This window comes from Streptomyces sp. NPDC058231 (genome assembly GCF_042882275.1).
Taxonomy (GTDB): domain Bacteria; phylum Actinomycetota; class Actinomycetes; order Streptomycetales; family Streptomycetaceae; genus Streptomyces.
Genome location: NZ_JBHVWN010000062.1, coordinates 29,260 through 43,805, shown reverse-complemented (window position 1 = coordinate 43,805; position 14,546 = coordinate 29,260). Strand labels below are relative to the sequence as shown.

General features: G+C 67.0%; 13 protein-coding genes and 6 pseudogenes. 9 read left to right on the top strand and 10 right to left on the bottom strand.

The genetic code is table 11. From position 1 onward, the window contains the following. From ACFVXE_RS30365 to ACFVXE_RS30355, 3 genes and pseudogenes are all read left to right on the top strand, one after another. Nucleotides 1-239: pseudogene (locus ACFVXE_RS30365) on the top strand (IS630 family transposase); the annotation flags it as partial. A 107-nt stretch (nt 240-346) separates the two neighbouring features. Next, complete coding sequence (locus ACFVXE_RS30360) at nt 347-568, top strand: transposase (RefSeq protein ID WP_389675967.1); 222 nt, start codon at nt 347-349, stop codon at nt 566-568. Continuing rightward, nucleotides 526-1,122 (top strand): IS5 family transposase, encoded by a 597-nt coding sequence (locus ACFVXE_RS30355; RefSeq protein WP_389675965.1) that lies wholly within the window; start codon nt 526-528, stop codon nt 1,120-1,122. Before ACFVXE_RS30360 ends, ACFVXE_RS30355 begins: the two co-directional genes overlap by 43 nt. Nucleotides 1,123-1,143: 21 nt before the next feature. Here the strand turns inward: ACFVXE_RS30355 and ACFVXE_RS30350 are convergent, their stop codons facing one another. From ACFVXE_RS30350 to ACFVXE_RS30330, 5 genes and pseudogenes are all read right to left on the bottom strand, one after another. Next, nucleotides 1,144-1,839 carry a VOC family protein gene (locus tag ACFVXE_RS30350; protein WP_389675964.1) on the bottom strand — a complete coding sequence of 232 codons (696 nt, stop codon included), beginning with the start codon at nt 1,837-1,839 and terminating at the stop codon, nt 1,144-1,146. Between the two features lie 829 nt (nt 1,840-2,668). After that, nucleotides 2,669-3,241: a hypothetical protein gene (locus ACFVXE_RS30345; protein WP_389675962.1), complete on the bottom strand. Its 573-nt coding sequence runs from the start codon at nt 3,239-3,241 to the stop codon at nt 2,669-2,671. A gap of 573 nt (nt 3,242-3,814) precedes the next feature. Next, nucleotides 3,815-4,000, bottom strand: a pseudogene (locus ACFVXE_RS30340) (hypothetical protein); the annotation flags it as partial. Nucleotides 4,001-4,648: 648 nt separating this feature from the next. Further along, nucleotides 4,649-5,272: an NADPH-dependent F420 reductase gene (locus ACFVXE_RS30335; RefSeq protein WP_389675961.1), complete on the bottom strand. Its 624-nt coding sequence runs from the start codon at nt 5,270-5,272 to the stop codon at nt 4,649-4,651. Between the two features lie 265 nt (nt 5,273-5,537). Beyond that, nucleotides 5,538-6,272 carry an SDR family NAD(P)-dependent oxidoreductase gene (locus ACFVXE_RS30330; protein ID WP_389675960.1) on the bottom strand — a complete coding sequence of 245 codons (735 nt, stop codon included), beginning with the start codon at nt 6,270-6,272 and terminating at the stop codon, nt 5,538-5,540. Between the two features lie 106 nt (nt 6,273-6,378). On the opposite strand from ACFVXE_RS30330, the pseudogene ACFVXE_RS30325 reads away from it, so the two are divergent. Next, a pseudogene (locus ACFVXE_RS30325) lies at nt 6,379-6,564 on the top strand (TetR/AcrR family transcriptional regulator); the annotation flags it as partial. 334 nt (nt 6,565-6,898) lie between these two features. Here ACFVXE_RS30325 and ACFVXE_RS30320 read toward each other — a convergent pair. Then, nucleotides 6,899-7,641, bottom strand: a pseudogene (locus tag ACFVXE_RS30320) (IS5/IS1182 family transposase); the annotation flags it as partial. A 111-nt stretch (nt 7,642-7,752) separates the two neighbouring features. Between ACFVXE_RS30320 and ACFVXE_RS30315 the strand changes: the two are divergent. Next, on the top strand, nt 7,753-8,151 hold the full coding sequence (locus ACFVXE_RS30315; RefSeq protein WP_389675958.1) for a hypothetical protein: 399 nt from the start codon (nt 7,753-7,755) through the stop codon (nt 8,149-8,151). 613 nt (nt 8,152-8,764) lie between these two features. Further along, nucleotides 8,765-8,914: pseudogene (locus tag ACFVXE_RS30310) on the top strand (sensor histidine kinase); the annotation flags it as partial. Nucleotides 8,915-8,948: 34 nt separating this feature from the next. On the opposite strand, the gene ACFVXE_RS30305 reads toward ACFVXE_RS30310, so the two are convergent. Beyond that, nucleotides 8,949-9,740 carry a hypothetical protein gene (locus ACFVXE_RS30305; RefSeq protein ID WP_389675956.1) on the bottom strand — a complete coding sequence of 264 codons (792 nt, stop codon included), beginning with the start codon at nt 9,738-9,740 and terminating at the stop codon, nt 8,949-8,951. 168 nt (nt 9,741-9,908) lie between these two features. Beyond that, nucleotides 9,909-10,154: pseudogene (locus ACFVXE_RS30300) on the bottom strand (IS200/IS605 family accessory protein TnpB-related protein); the annotation flags it as partial. A gap of 159 nt (nt 10,155-10,313) precedes the next feature. Between ACFVXE_RS30300 and ACFVXE_RS30295 the strand changes: the two are divergent. Continuing rightward, complete coding sequence (locus ACFVXE_RS30295; protein ID WP_389675954.1) at nt 10,314-10,985, top strand: response regulator transcription factor; 672 nt, start codon at nt 10,314-10,316, stop codon at nt 10,983-10,985. Further along, complete coding sequence (locus ACFVXE_RS30290) at nt 10,982-12,394, top strand: ATP-binding protein (RefSeq protein WP_389675952.1); 1,413 nt, start codon at nt 10,982-10,984, stop codon at nt 12,392-12,394. Before ACFVXE_RS30295 ends, ACFVXE_RS30290 begins: the two co-directional genes overlap by 4 nt. On the opposite strand, the gene ACFVXE_RS30285 is transcribed toward ACFVXE_RS30290, so the two are convergent. Beyond that, nucleotides 12,375-13,187 (bottom strand): hypothetical protein, encoded by an 813-nt coding sequence (locus tag ACFVXE_RS30285; protein WP_389675950.1) that lies wholly within the window; start codon nt 13,185-13,187, stop codon nt 12,375-12,377. The genes ACFVXE_RS30290 and ACFVXE_RS30285 overlap by 20 nt on opposite strands. 227 nt (nt 13,188-13,414) lie before the next feature. Here ACFVXE_RS30285 and ACFVXE_RS30280 point away from each other — a divergent pair, with 227 nt between their 5' ends. Next, nucleotides 13,415-13,627 (top strand): hypothetical protein, encoded by a 213-nt coding sequence (locus ACFVXE_RS30280; protein ID WP_389675948.1) that lies wholly within the window; start codon nt 13,415-13,417, stop codon nt 13,625-13,627. A 456-nt stretch (nt 13,628-14,083) separates the two neighbouring features. Here ACFVXE_RS30280 and ACFVXE_RS30275 read toward each other — a convergent pair whose 3' ends face one another. Next, nucleotides 14,084-14,536, bottom strand: a complete 453-nt coding sequence (locus tag ACFVXE_RS30275; RefSeq protein WP_389675947.1) for a VOC family protein — start codon at nt 14,534-14,536, stop codon at nt 14,084-14,086. Between the last annotated feature and the right edge of the window lie 10 nt (nt 14,537-14,546).

Here is a 14,546-nt window from a genome sequence, read left to right as displayed (position 1 = left end):
GCGTCGGCACCTGGGCCGCGGCGAACAACGTCGAGATTGCTTACACCCCGACGAACTCCTCGTGGCTCAACCGGATCGAGGCCCAGTTCACAGCCCTGCGCTACTTCACCCTCGACGGCACGGACCACGCCACCCACAAAGAGCAGGGCAGCATGATCCGCCGCTACATCATCTGGCGAAACCGCCACGCCGACGACCGGCACCTACGCGCCGTCGTCGACAGGGCAAACGTTGCTTGATCCGGCACTAGTTCGACTTCGTCCCAGAAGGCCACAGGGTGCAAGTCTCCTACACCTACACCTACAGCAGGGCAGAAGCGCACTGCGAACCAGAGCGTGTTTCAGAAGTGGAGATCAACGGGATACGGTTCCGTACGCGGACCGGCGTTCCTTGGCGGGACCTGCCCGCACGATACGGGCCGTGGGAGACGGTGCACGGGCTGTTCCGCCGTTGGCAGCGCGACGCCACCTGGCACAGCATCTTCGAGCAACTCCAGGCCCGGGCGGACGCGAAGGGCCTGATCACGTGGGACATCTCGGTGGACTCCACAGTCTGCCGGGCGTACTAGCACGCGACAGGTGCCCGCAAAAAGGGGATTCGCAGGTCGAGCCGCCCGGAGGCGTCTTCGACGAGCCCGCCGACCATGGGCTCGGACACTCCCGGGGTGAGCTGACGACGAAGATCCATCTGGCGGTCGAGCAGGCCCAGAAGCCGATGTCGATGGTGATCACAGCCGGTCAGCGCGGCGACTCCCCGCAGTTCCAGGTCGTGCTGGGCCGCATCCGCGTGCCCCGGCCCGGCTCGGGACGACCACGCACCCGGCCGGACAAGGTTCGCGCGGATAAGGCGTACGGCTCCCGCGCGAACCGGGTCTACCTGCGCAGACGAGGTATCGGCTGCACGATCCCTGAGAAGCGTGACCAGATCGCCAACCGCCTCAGGCATGGCTCCCACGGGGGCCGGCCACCGACGTTCGACAAGGACGACTATAAGGAGCGCCACGCGGTGGAGTGTGGGATCAATCGTCTCAAACGCCACCGCGCAGTGGCCACAAGGTACGACAAGCTCGCCGTTCGCTACGAGGCCACCGTGCTGGTAGCAACCATCAACGAGTGGCTGTGACCGCTAGGTTCGAAGCGCACCTCAGTCGTCTCGGCCCTGCCATGTGGTCACGCAGGCCTCGTTCCCCTCCACGTCGGCGAGCACCCAGAATGCGGGGGCACGGGTCGCGGATACGAGTCGGCCCCCTGCCGCCAGCGCGGCCTCGATCCGCCGGGGTGCCTCGTCATGGGGAACACAGATGTCGAAGTGGATGCGATTGCGCTGTGGGCGCGCCCGATCCATCTGCTGGAACCAGATTGCCGGGCCCTGCCCAACAGGGTCGACAAGCGGATCCTCCGGTCCTTTGGCGCCCGCCTCGTCGGCATAGCCCAGCACTGCCTTCCAGAACGGCCGAATCTGGGCGATGCCCAGCGCATCAATCGCGATCTCCAGGAGTTGGACTGACCGCGGTGCCCCCGTTCCGATCTCGGGCTCCGTCATCAGCAACCCGGTCTCGTTGACGGCGGTGGAGATCCGACGCGCGAGTTCGACGTCCCGGGTGGTAACCGCTGCATGGTCCAGCGACTGCAGAGTGAGCACGACCCGCTGGGGGCGGGCATCGACCCGAAGGTGCCGATCGGCGTTGCTGCCACACACCGCGATGGCGTCCGCCGCCAAGCCGATCGCCTGAGCCAACGATCCGACCGGGACTGCCGTTCGCAAAGTGCCCAGCAAGAAGCGCCAGCCGTAGTCGTGGACAGCCTCCGACGCTTCCTGCCGACTCAATATTTGCTCCATGCCTGCATCCTCGCAGCCCACTGTCAGACCCGTCTGGCGGACATCTGAAACACGCCCTGGAGCAGTGGAACATCTTCTGCCCATGTAATGCTCGGTACGAGGCAGGCGAGGTCGCCGCTGACACGCATCCAGGCCGCGGGGGTGTCGACACGCGCTACGACGAGTTGCAGGCGCTGCCCGACCCTCGGCGCAGGGCGCCGGCGGGTGCCCGACACCTCGTTCCTGAGCGGCCGTCCTGCGGGCGGCCAGGTGTGTCGGCGTGTCGCTACCTCCCCAGAAGGGCCGGACTACCTGGTTCGGTGCCATCCCGCCTGAACCCCGGCCGGCTTGTCAGGAACGGAGCCGGCGAGGTCGTCGGAGGTGCGGGAGTAGGTGTGGGAGGCTCCCCCAATGCCCCTCCACCGACCACTCGGGATACAGTGCCGCCCACGATGGCTGAGGGGACAGGGGGACGGTGATGGGGCCGGCAGAGAAGCGGCAACCACAGGGACCACCCCTGTGGACTGTCATGGCACTCGGGCTCGGGAGCATTGCGAAAGCCGTATCCGCTCATAGCCTCGCGCCCGAGATCGTCGCTGGTGCGACGGTCGCCTTGTCCACGTATCTCGTATGGCGTCACTACAAACTGAAGTCACGTAGAACGCAGTCGTTGACATCAGCGCCTGACACCAACCCGGGCGAATAGTCGCGGTACATGCCGGACCCCTACGTCTTGCGAGGCGCAAAGCGGGTTTGCCGATGCCGACGACGTCCGGCGATGGACCTGACAAGGATGAGGCCGGAGCCAGTCGACCTCGATGACACCGAACTGTCCAAAGGGCTCGGGTGGTCAATGGCCGCCCTGCGGGGGCTCGCAGCCGGTGCCGTCGGGGTAGCCGCCGAATGCGTCCGCCTTGGTGGAGTCCCGGCTCATCGTTCCCTCCACGCACCATGGAGAAGCGTCGATGACGATGAGGAAGCCGACCCCCGTCGGGCCGTCCTGGTACACCTTCCCGGCGGGGTAGCCGAGGTCGGTGAGCACGTTTTGGACGTGCTGTGGGGCGAAGTCGCCGCGTTTACGCAATGGTTCGAGTGCGCTCTTGACGCGTTCGGTGACCGTGAGCCCATCGCAGCGGTTCTGGCCATGGAGTGGGATGGGAACTCTGAATCCGTGGTTCTCGGCGTAGTGGTCGGTCGGCGGCACGGTTGCGCTGGGGGCGGTGGCTGCTGCCGTGGCAGCCGTCGGCTCGGGGTCCTCGCCGGGGCAGAGGAAATCCGCCGGTGTACTCGGCGTTGGATACGAACGTCGATACGCTTTGACGGTATCCCCTGCCTGCTGCGTCCCGCACCCCGCCGCCAACAGGACCATCACTGCCAACGGTAGCGTCCCGAGCCGGGCCCCCGTCTTCTTCAACGTCGTCATCCGCCAATCCTCTCCCGCATCCCGGCAGGATTCATGAGTACTTGTACTCAGGCGACCGCAACGACCTGGGTTGCGCTTTGGTGGCAAACCATCAAACTCCGGTGTCCCAGGTCATGGGCCGCACGCTCCCAAGCGGTGTCACATTGACGGAGCGTGAGCGAGAGCGTGACACCGCCCGTCACGCTCACCGGGGAAAGGGTCACGTTGCCTCGAATGCATCCCTGCATGTCTGCTTCCGGAGCCCGTAGGGCCTGCAAGCGGAGTTCGGGGGCGGAGCGTGACACGCAAGATCTGATCTCGCAGGCACTTGTGAGTGGTGCAGCGCGTAGTCGTGGGGGAGGGTTCGCTTGGAGCGGTCCCGGGCCCGCCTGCCCGGCGATACCGTGGTGAGACACGCCAGTTCCGGCCTCTGGAGCTCCGCTCGAGCCATGTGAGTGGAAGCCGCTGCCGTCAGTGAGGGGTAAGGAGCACTACACGTACGGCCCGTCGACAGTGTGGGTGGGTTTCTTCACCGATGACCCAGATTCGTACGGTGCCGCTGGCTCGATTGCCACCTGGGTGATCAACCCGGTTGAGCGGCAGATCGACGAAGAGTACGCTCAGATCGCGAGCGTGGCCCTCGAATCCTCCGTTGATACTGACCGCGGCCCGCGGTGCCCAGACAAGCGGCGAGGTTGTCGCACCGAAGCCGGCGAGTAGGCATCCGGCGCCGCCGTTGGCCTTCGGGTTCACACCTGTGACCGAGGTTCTTTCGTCCATGCCAGCCATGGACGCGGCGGTGTGGTGAGCGGTTCCAACAGAGCAACCGCGTACCGCCCCGCCGAGGACCGTCGCCTACGCCCCGTCGTCGAGAGGGTAAGCGTTGCCTGATCCGGCGCATCACACTAGTTGATGCTTTGTCCCGCACTGAGGTGACCTCACCGAGATCAGGTTCAGTCCGGCTGCCGTCCCCGCCTGATCCGCACGGGGGCGTGATGGTAACCAGATGGGTGTGGAGTCCCTGGGAGAAGAGCTCTCGCCAAAGTGATCTTCACGCCCCAAGGACTCCACGCGATTGCGTATCGTGCCAGGCTGCTCTCCACCGACTGACTGGGCGAGCAGATCGACGCCCGGTACTCCGGCAAGCACCACGAACCCGGCGGCAGCGTCCAAGCCCTGACTGAGCCCAATGGCTTCCCGATCGGCGTGTTCACGCTGGTCGGACACGCCGGGTGACCAGGCGCTCGACAGCGAAAACCGCACCTACAGGGCCCTGCTGCGTGGCCTGCGCCGTTTGGGTGAGTGTGGGTTCGCGCTGCTGACCGTCCGCTGGCGGGCGCTACGCCATATCACTGCCAGCCCGAGCACGATCGGTGACGTCGCAAAAGCAGCTCCAAGCCTCATCGCGAGTATCTCCTCCGGTGCGGCTCAGGCGGGAAGTTCCGTGACGCCGAGGGCGAAGTCCCAGCCCCCCACCCCGTGGCGGGCGAGGCCCATCGTGAGCACACCCGCTCCTTCCAGCCAGTGCGCCATTTCCAGGCCACCGGCGTCCATCGGGCGCATCCCGAGGCTCTTGATGAACGCCTCCACGTCCGCCTTGGCCTGCACGTTGTCGCCAGCGATGAATACGTCGGGCCGGCCGTTCTCCAGGACATGACGGAACACGGTGTTGAATCCCTTCACCACGCTGGCACTGGCCGGGGCCACCTTGGCGACTTCCTGCGCGATTGAGGTGACCTCGCGGTGAGCCAGACCGTTGAACGTGGAATTGAAGGGGTTGCTGATGTCGACGATGACCTTGCCCGCGAGGGCGCTTCCGTATTTGGCGACGGCCGGCACGACACTGTCGAACAACAGGGCCACGATGACGATGTCCCCGGCCGGGACGGCGCCCCACTCTCCCGTCGTGGCGCCGCCGCCGAGAGCTTTGGCCAGGTCAGCGGCCTTGGAGTGATCGCGGCCCAGGACCTCGACGGTGTTGCCGCCCGCTACCGCCAGCGCGCCGATGGTACGGGCCATGTTCCCAGTGCCGATGATGCTGATGCTGCTCATGAGGTGTGCTCTCTCCCATGTTCTCGAACTTTCGCTTTGTTTCGTTTGTGCCGATTCACCCAACTGGGTGAGCCGCAGGGCTCCTCCGCCGGTAGGCCGGGATGCGGGAACCTGTCCCTCGGTGACCTGTTCCAAGGAGGTCAGGTCATCGACATAGGACGGGGCATCCATGATCGTTACTCCCCGTTCGTGCGCAGTTCCGGGCACACCCGCGAGAAGGCAGTCAACGGGTCAAGGGACCGGCCCCGAATGCGCCGGTGTGTGTTCAGATCACCGTGGTGCCGCCGTCGGTGGTCAGTTCCAGCCCGTTCACATAGCTTGAGTCGTCCGAGGCGAGGAACAGCGCGACCGTCGCGATCTCCTCGGGGCGGCCCATCTTGCCCCGCGGGATCAGGGACTCGAACTGCCGCTTCGTCTCCTCGTCGAACACCTCCTCCTGCTTGGCGGTGGCGACCTGGCCGGGGGTCAGCACGTTCACCCGGATCCGCCTGTCCCTCAGCTCGTTCAGCCACACACGGGCCCATGCCTGCTGCACGGCCTTGCTCCCCGCATACACACTCCACCCGGGGAAGCCCCTGAGCGAAGCGTTCGATCCGGTCATGAAGATCGAGGCACCGTCGTTGAGCAGCGGCAGCGCCTTTTGCACCGTGAACAGCGTGCCGCGCGCGTTCAGCCCGAACGCGCGATGGAACTGCTCCTCGGTGATCTCGCCGAGCTTGCCCTGCTCGCCCATCCCGGCACTCGCCCACAGCACGTCGATCGAGCCCTTCTCCCGCTTGACCGTCTCGTACAGACGGTCAAGGTCGTCCAGGTCGGCCGCGTCACCCTGCACTGCGGTCACGTTCCGGCCGATCACCTTGACGGCGTCATCCAGCGCCTCCTGCCGCCGGCCCGTGATGAAGACATGAGCCCCTTCCTCAACGAACAGCTTCGCGCCGGCCAGCGCCATGCCGGTCGACCCGCCCGTGATCACCGCTACCTTGCCATCGAGCTTTCCCACGATCGCTCCTTTGTATACCGAGCTGTGTACTTAAACCTACTCCGGCGACCGGCGGGAACGCAAGCTATGTACACTGATCAGTACCGAACTGGGCTATGATGGAGGGATGACGAAACTGGAGAAAGGCCCCCAAGGTCGGCGTCGCGGCAGGGGCGCACGCGAGCGCATCCTCGGCGCATCACAGCAACTGTTCCGTGCTCAGGGCATCAACCGCACCGGCATGGACCAGCTCTGCGCAGTTGCCCAGGTCTCGAAGCGCACGGCTTACCAGCACTTCACCGGCAAGGACGAACTGGTCGCCGAATACCTGCGCCGATTCGATCCCGGCATCATGGCCGAGGTGTTCGACCGCACCGACCTCACGCCCCGCGAACGACTCCTTGCCGCCTTCGAGTTGCCCACGTCCGGTCCAGAGGGACTCACACCCCTGTGCCCCTACATCGCGGCGACCGTCGAACTCCACGACCCCCAACACCCCGCGTCCCAATACGCACGCGACTACAAGCTCGCCATCGCCGCGCGGCTCGCTGAAACGGCCCGCGAAGCCGGCGCCGCCAACCCCGAACAGCTCGGCGAACAACTGGCCTTGCTCCTCGATGGCGCCTCGGTCCGCACCCGAGTCCTCAACGCCGAATCCTTCCCCGCCGCCGCCGCCATCGCCGCCGTCCTCATCGACAACGCCCTCCCCGCGACAGACCGGGACCGGGGCAGCGCAAATGCAACGGTCGAGTAGCCCGAGGGCGCGACTCCCTCGGGCGCCGATCAGCCTGTGGTTGTCCAGAACGCGACGGCAGGACTTCCCGTTGTGAGCGGAATCCAGGTGGACCGCGACGTTCTCAGGCAGGGCTCCGAGCTGATGTTCGGCCGCCTCGATGGTCGGTTCCAGCAGTTTCGAGTCATGCCGATTCGCGCCGGCCGACGGAATGCCTAGCGGGATTCCACTGGCATCGACCAAAGTGGAGCGTTTGAGTCCCTGCTTCGCACGGTCGACCGGTGAAGGTCCGGCCTTGGCGCCGACGCAAGGGGCCTTGGTGTGGCAGCCGTCAGCAGACAAATCATCGAGGTTCAGGCCGATCATCGTGTCGTAAGCGGCCAGGGCGATCGCGTGAATCTGCGTGGCGAGTCCGAGGTGAGCCCATTCCCTGACCCGGCGCCGGATCGTAGTGGCCGAGCACTCGTTGCTAGCGATCCGCTCATATCCTGAGCCGTGGACCAGGGCGTCTACGACGTGGCGGAAGACGACCCGGTCGGGGACCCGGCGGCGGTGGCAGCCTCATGGATACGCCGGATCGAACTCGGGCCGGTCAGGAAGCAACGCGCTGAACTGGTCCCACAGCGGTTCGAACAGGGATGATGGGACGGTAGGCACGAATCCTCCGGCGATCGCTGAGCCTGGAGAGCTTCATGATCGCTAGAGGTCGTGCCTGCGAGTCATCCCCTTAAGCCGTACCTCGCCGACATCCTGGAGAAATGAGAGTCTGTGGGCATATTCGGATCGCCGGGCGGCTTCCAGGTCGTGGTACTTGAGTACATGCCATTGCGGCGCTTCGGTCTCTTCCAGATCCTGCTCAACGGCTGGCCGATAGGCGACGGAAGTACAACGGCGTTCTATCCGCACTACTGCGACCTACAAGATGTCGCCCGCCTGGCCGAGAGCGGCGAACCGTATGAGCGGCATCAGCTGAGCCTGGGTGACACCTTCGACCACATGCAGGTCGACGCCGAGATGACCAACCGCGCGATCCTGTTCAACTTCCGCTCGCATGACGAGAATGCGCATTGGCGCGAAGCCCAGGTAGACACGGCAGAGTTCCTCACCGTCTGGAGACAGGCTGCAGCCTGCATCGAGGCGATCCTCGCCCAGGCCAACGAGTCCTGACTCGTCGCCCAGGCGAGCGCCGATGTTGAACCCGGCTGCACGAATCACGCCGATCAGCCAGCAACCTGAAGCCCTCGCTGACCATTAAGTGGCGGTCGCTCTTAGGGTGGCTCCAGTCAGCCGAGGTTCATATTGCTTATCGGGCAGGCCAGTCCAACTGCATGCATACTTCGGGCTCGAGGTCGGCCTCCCTGACCCGACCGTGCTGTCTGACCTCAGGTCAGACAACGCGATGGTCTTCCACACTCCCTGCTTCCACTGAGCCGGACGGGGGTCCACCAGTTGGTGGGCCTCAAGTCAACCGGTCGCTGCTGTCGGTACCACACCCCCCGACGAAGAGCATGGAGGCCATGAAGAATCTTCCGGTACGCAGGGCTCGTTGGAGTGCCGTCCGCCCCTGGCGGGGCACCGTCGGCTGGCTCGTGTCCGTCGTCCTGTGCCTCGGTATCGGCATCCCCAGCGGTACCAAAGCGGCGACCACCGAGGACTTCCGCATTGGAGAGGCGGGACACGGCGAGGCAATCGCCGCAGAGGGCGGGTTGCAGCAGCGCCCCGTCGAACACGTGCTGATCACCGCGAAGTCGGGCACCGGAGAGCGCGACATCCCTGCCCGCGTTGCACGCAGGAGTTCCTCGCCAACGTGCGCAAACACTCGGGCGCCTCCACCGTCGGCGTCGTCCTCACCGAACTCACGGACGGTGTCGAGCTGGAGATCACCGACGACGGCTGCGGCTTCGTCGTCGAGGAGCCCCGCGGATCCGGCTGTGGCCGGCCCGCACCGTGGCGCGTTCTGACCCTCAGGCTGCGGGGGTGGCATGTGTGTTGCGTTGTGACACGGCCAGGTAGCCGACGAATCCGACGATCGCGGCTGTCCACGCGAGGGTGACCGGTGTCAGGCCGAGGCCGAGGCCGCCGCGCGCGTGCCCGAGTGCCATCCAGTCGGCGAGGGAGGCGCCGAGGGGACGGGTGATGACGTACGCGGTCCAGAAGGCGGTCACCGCGTTCAGGGCGCCGAAGCGGTGGGCCAGGGCGGGCGCGCAGATGGCGGCCGCGAAAAGGGCGACCGAGCCCAGGTAGCCGAACCCGACGGTGGCGGTGAGGTCGCCCGCGGCGGTGCCGAGGGCGAAGGTGGCGAGGACGGTCGCCCAGTAGAACGTCTCGCGGCGGCGGGTGCGGATGCTGTGGATGGACAGGGTCCGTTCGCTTGCGTACCAGAGGACGAAGACCGCGGCCAGTACGGCGAGGAAGGCCGGCGCCGACACGGCGTACGGTACGCCGAGGCCGACGTGCAGGACGTCGGCTGCCATGGTGCCGAACACGCTGACCATGACGACGGCGGTCCAGTAGGCCCAGGCTACGTACCGGCGGAGAGCGAACTGCACGGCGAGGGCGGCCGTCAGGGCGAGGCCGCCGAGAGCGACCGCCGGAACCGGACCGAGCAGGCGGGCCAGGAGGTCCGACGCCGTCTCGCCCATGCCGGTGGTCAGCACCTTGATGATCCAGAAGTAGACGGTCACCCCTGGCACCTTGTTCGCCATCCGGCGTACGGGGACGAGGGGCCGGTCGTCGAGAATGTGCTCTGTGGTCATGATCCGCACGTTGGCACGCCGTGCCTGAACACGACCTGAACAGCGTGCGCGCCGGAGCGGCGGCACGTAGTACCGGGGTACGAAGTGATGGGCGCGGATCAGCCCCCGGTATCACCGAAGCGGGGCGTTATGGTCCCTGGCGTGGTTGGTGAGGTGCCGGGGGCGTAGGAGATGGTGGCGGGTGTTCAGGAGACCTCTGCCACCCCGCACCACCCGTACCCGCCCGGCCCGCCAGTCGGCAACAGCCGCCGCGTGCCGCGCCTCCAGCGCCGCGGGACGGCGGGACTTGCGGAACCACTCGTTCTTCGACCGGTAGCCGCCCGCAGCGAGCTTGGTGACCTTCTCTCCGAGCGAGAGGGACAGGCGGTGTCGCAGCGTCCTGATCCCGGCAGCCAGGTTCTGGATGTACGCGGCCTCACCCACCAGCAGAACTCACTCCCACACACCACCACTCACTTCGACCAGTAGACCGACAACTGCGAGTGCTCCCGCCACCTGAACACAACCTGAACACCGCCGTCCGCCGCACCGCGCACACCGGGGCAGGCGCACGAGCCGGTCCACACTGGGCTGATGACCACTGCCCGCATTCTCGTCGTCGAGGACGGTCCCGGCCTGCGCGATGTCCTGGCCCGAGGCCTGCGCGACGAGGATTTCGATGTCGTGACCGCCGACGACGGCGCCTCGGCCCTCAAAGCCGCCGACAGGAGCGTCCACGCGGTCGTCCTCGACATCGGACTGCCGGACTCGGACGGGTGCGACGTGTGCCAGGCAATGCGCGGAGCGGGCATCGCCGTACCGGTGATCTTCCTGACCGCACACGGCAACCTCACCGACCGGCTCTCGGGCTTCGCTTCCGGTGGCGACGACTATCTCGTCAAGCCCTTCCACCTGAGCGAGCCGGCCGCCCGCGTACGCGCGGTGCTGCACCGCACCGGCCATACCCACGCCCTCGCCGACAGCGCCGACACGGTGCGACTGGACCCTGAGCGCCACAAAGTGACTGTGCAGGACCGGTCCGTCGCGCTCACGCCCACCGAGTTCCGGCTGCTGGCCCGACTGATGGCCGCCCCCGGAGAGGTGGTGCGGCGCCGCGCGCTGCTGCGGGCCGCCTGGCCGGAGGGCGCCCAGGTCAGCGACAACACCCTGGACCAGTACCTGACCCGGCTGCGGCGCAATCTGCGTGCGGCGGACAGCCCTCAAACCATCAGCACGGTCCGCGGCGTCGGCTACCGCTTCGGATGAAGGCCGACCGTACTCCCTCGGCCACCCGACGCCCGCACACCCTGCGCGGACGCATCGCCTTGATGGCACTCGCCACCAGCGCACTGTGGATTGCAGTCCTGACCACCGTGTTCAACTTGGCTCTGGACCAGCGGCTGCACGAACAGGCTGCCGACGTCCTCCGCACCCGGGCCGAGGCAGTGGCGGCCACGGTGGACGTACGCTCCGACGGCCAACTCGTCGTCCGTGAGCCCACCGAGGACAGTGCCCTGGACGCCGGGGTGTGGATCTTCCAGGGCGACCGGGTCATCGAGAAGCCACCGGTTGCCCCGGCTGCCCTCGACGCGCAGGCGCGACAACTGGCGGACAGCCGCGAGGTGTTCGCTGACGACCGGGGCCTCGATCCCTGGCGGCTGTACTCCTTCCCCATCGACTCCCCGGCCGTCCGAGGCCATGCACCCACGCAGGTCGGCACCGTGGTCAGTGCCCTGAGCCTCGATCCGTACCGCAACACTGCCGAGACCGCGCTGGTCGGTTCCATCGCACTGGCCGTACTGCTGCTGGCGACGTTCTACCTACTCACCCGTCTCGCGGTGGGGCGGGCGCTACGACCCGTCGCCGCAATGAGCGAACAGGCCACACGGTGGAGCGCGGCGGGCGTACCCGAACGCTTTGGCTCCGAGGGCAGGCCCACCGAACTCGCCGCATTCGCCACCAGCCTCGACGCACTCCTCGACCGACTGGCTGCGGTGCTGCGCCACGAACAGCAGCAGGCCGCCGAGCTCTCCCACGAGCTGCGCACCCCGCTGTCGAGGATCACCGCCGAGACGGACTGGCTCACCGTCCGGCCGCGCAGCGAGCAGGAAACGGCTGATTCGCTGGAGTCCATAGCGGACGCCGCTGCGAGGATGCAGCAGATCTGCGACTCACTGCTCTCCGAGGTCAGGACCCGCAACGCGCAGGCGCCCGGGCGCTGCCGCTTCCCGGAACTCGGCCACCACCTCGCCCAGCTCAGCGCCGCACAGGACCCGGGCGGGGCCCCTGCGGTGACAGTCGTGACGGACCGAACCCTTGCCGGCGGTACGGGCCCGGGCATCGATATCGGCGTCTCGCAGGAGGTCGTCGAACGCATCCTGATACCGCTGTTGGACAATGCCCGCCGCTACGCCGTCCGGTCGATCACCCTCGGCTGCGCCCCGCGCGCCGGCGCAGTCACGGTGTACGTCGCCGATGACGGACCCGGCGTACCCGAGGGGTTTGCCACCTTGCTCTTCGAACCGGGCCGCCGCGCCCACCCCCGGGACGGGCACGACGGCGCGGGCCTGGGCTTGGCCCTGGCCCGCCGCCTGGCCCGCGCCGCAGGCGGCGACATCACACTGGACACCACAGCGCCCGGCGCCCGCTTCGAGGTCACCCTTCCTGCGGGCTGACTGCAACCTCCTCCGTCACATCGCGCCGGGTTCGGGTGAGGAAGACGACGAGCCCGAGGATGACCACCAGGAACAGTGCACTGGTCCCCACCGTGCCCAGCCCCAGCCCGCCGTCCGCCACCGGTTGAGACAGATAGTCGCCCAGCGAGGCGCCGAGCGGCCGCGTCAGGACGTACGCGATCCAGAACGACCACACAGCATTGAGGTCCAGCGTGCGGTGCGCGAGGGCCACGGCGGCGATCAGCGCCGCGAACACCACTGCGGAGAGCCAGTAGCCCAGGTTCAGCTTCTCAGCGGTGAGGTCCCCCGCTGCCGTGCCCAGCGCGAACGTGAACAGGATCGCCAGCCAGTAGAACGCCTCCCGGCGCGTGCTCCGGATGGAGTGGATCGACAGGGTCCGCTCACTCGCGTACCACGCGATGAATGTGACGGCGAGGACCACGCCGAAGACCGCCGTCGTGGTCTCCAGCGGAACTCCGAGATTGTCGGTGAGGTTGTCACTGATCAGTGTGCCGACCACGCTGATCAGGACCACGGACAGCCAGTACAGGCCCGGCACGTAGACGCGCGCCCTGAACTGGAAGACCAGCGTCACCACCAGCAGCGCGCTCATCAGGTACGAGGTGTTGGTCAGCCCCATGCCCAGGTTGTCATTGAGCAGATCTGCCGCGGTCTCCCCGACGGTGGTGCACAACACCTTGATCACCCAGAAGTAGAGCGTCACCTCCGGGACCTTGTTCAGCATCTGCCGCTGCCCGGAGTGCCTACCGGACGCATACGTGTTGGTTGTCATGGATCGGCACGCTGTCAGGTCCGGCCTGAACTTTTCCTGACCGCTTCGAAGGAGCCCTTGACGGGGGCGTCGGGCCCGGTCCGTCACGGACCCCAGCCTCCACCCCGCTGTCGAGCCACCTCGCGTCGCCGACACCTCACAGCACTGTCCACGACCGACGGGCCGAACGTATCGGAGAACCGCACGCTTGCTGCCTGGTCTACGCGCTGGCCGGCGTGGTCATCGGCATGGCCACCAAGGTGCTCCACCCGTCTTCGCGACCATCGTCAAGAGCGCCCTGCCCACCGGCGTGCGCGGTCTGGTGCCGGCCGCGCAACGTCCAGGGCGCGCTCGCCTTGATGATCGGCGGCGGTGCCACTGCGATCGCGCTCCTGATCACCACGAGCACCCCGGCCAACGAGCCGATCTGCTACGGCCTCAGCGTCAGCCTCTTTGCCTAGCTGGCGGTGAGTCCCGTTACCAGGCCCACCGAGGCGCGGATCCTCGAGAACTGGCGCGACCGCCTGGCCGGCCGCACCCGATCGAGGCCGAGCCCGCCACCACGGCCGCACTGAACAATCCCCATCCCGACGGTCTACGGGCTCTTCGGTCCGCCCGGCTCCGGATCGCCCGCGACCTCATCGACTCAGAACCATCTGAGGACCCTCATGAGCCGCACCTTCGACCCGCGAGGGCCGGTCGACTCCTCCCGCGTCCCCCGCTATGCCGGCGACTCCACAATCTGGAACTGGCCCGAGGGCGCTGGAAGGGGTAAACGGTGTCGCCCGACCGGTTCGAGGTCGTCGTCGGGGCCACGACCTCGTCTCGGTCTGTCGGGCAGTCAGCCACCGTCCGGGGCGGGCTCGTCGAGCCATGCGGGGGAGTCCCTCAGAAACGTGCCGTCGGCACCACGGCGTTCAGCCTGCGGTGAGGCCGGAGAACGCTTCGGTCGTGAGCTTCTGGAGCTCGGCGAGCGGGACGTCGCGGAGATGCTGCGTGAGCCCCCACCGATGACCGAAGGGGTCGAGCAGCTGACCTTCTCGCTCGCCCCAGAATGTGTCGCTCAACGGGCGAATCACGGTGGCCCCGGCACCGACGGCCCGCTGCCAGGTGTCATCGACATCGTCGACATGCAGGTAAATGGCACCGTAGGTGCCACCGAAGTGCTGCGGCCCGAAGGACTCCATCTCAGGAAACTCGTCGGCCAGCATCAGGGTGAGCGTCCCGATGCGGACCTGGACGTGGATCAGCCGGCCGCCGGGTACCACCAGCCTGGTGAGCTCTGCGGCTCCGAAGGCCCGTTGGTACCAGGCGGATGCCTCGTCCGTGCCGCGAGTGGTCAGGTGCAGGGTGTGGGAGTTGAACGACATCGGTGCTTCC

Coding starts and splice junctions, on each gene's coding strand:
- ACFVXE_RS30350 (WP_389675964.1), bottom strand. CDS start 1,839: ATGGAGCAAATATTGAGTCGGCAGGAAGCGTCGGAGGCTGTCCACGAC.
- ACFVXE_RS30345 (WP_389675962.1), bottom strand. CDS start 3,241: ATGACGACGTTGAAGAAGACGGGGGCCCGGCTCGGGACGCTACCGTTG.
- ACFVXE_RS30335 (WP_389675961.1), bottom strand. CDS start 5,272: ATGAGCAGCATCAGCATCATCGGCACTGGGAACATGGCCCGTACCATC.
- ACFVXE_RS30305 (WP_389675956.1), bottom strand. CDS start 9,740: ATGACCACAGAGCACATTCTCGACGACCGGCCCCTCGTCCCCGTACGC.
- ACFVXE_RS30295 (WP_389675954.1), top strand. CDS start 10,314: ATGACCACTGCCCGCATTCTCGTCGTCGAGGACGGTCCCGGCCTGCGC.
- ACFVXE_RS30290 (WP_389675952.1), top strand. CDS start 10,982: ATGAAGGCCGACCGTACTCCCTCGGCCACCCGACGCCCGCACACCCTG.
- ACFVXE_RS30285 (WP_389675950.1), bottom strand. CDS start 13,187: ATGACAACCAACACGTATGCGTCCGGTAGGCACTCCGGGCAGCGGCAG.
- ACFVXE_RS30280 (WP_389675948.1), top strand. CDS start 13,415: ATGGCCACCAAGGTGCTCCACCCGTCTTCGCGACCATCGTCAAGAGCG.
- ACFVXE_RS30275 (WP_389675947.1), bottom strand. CDS start 14,536: ATGTCGTTCAACTCCCACACCCTGCACCTGACCACTCGCGGCACGGAC.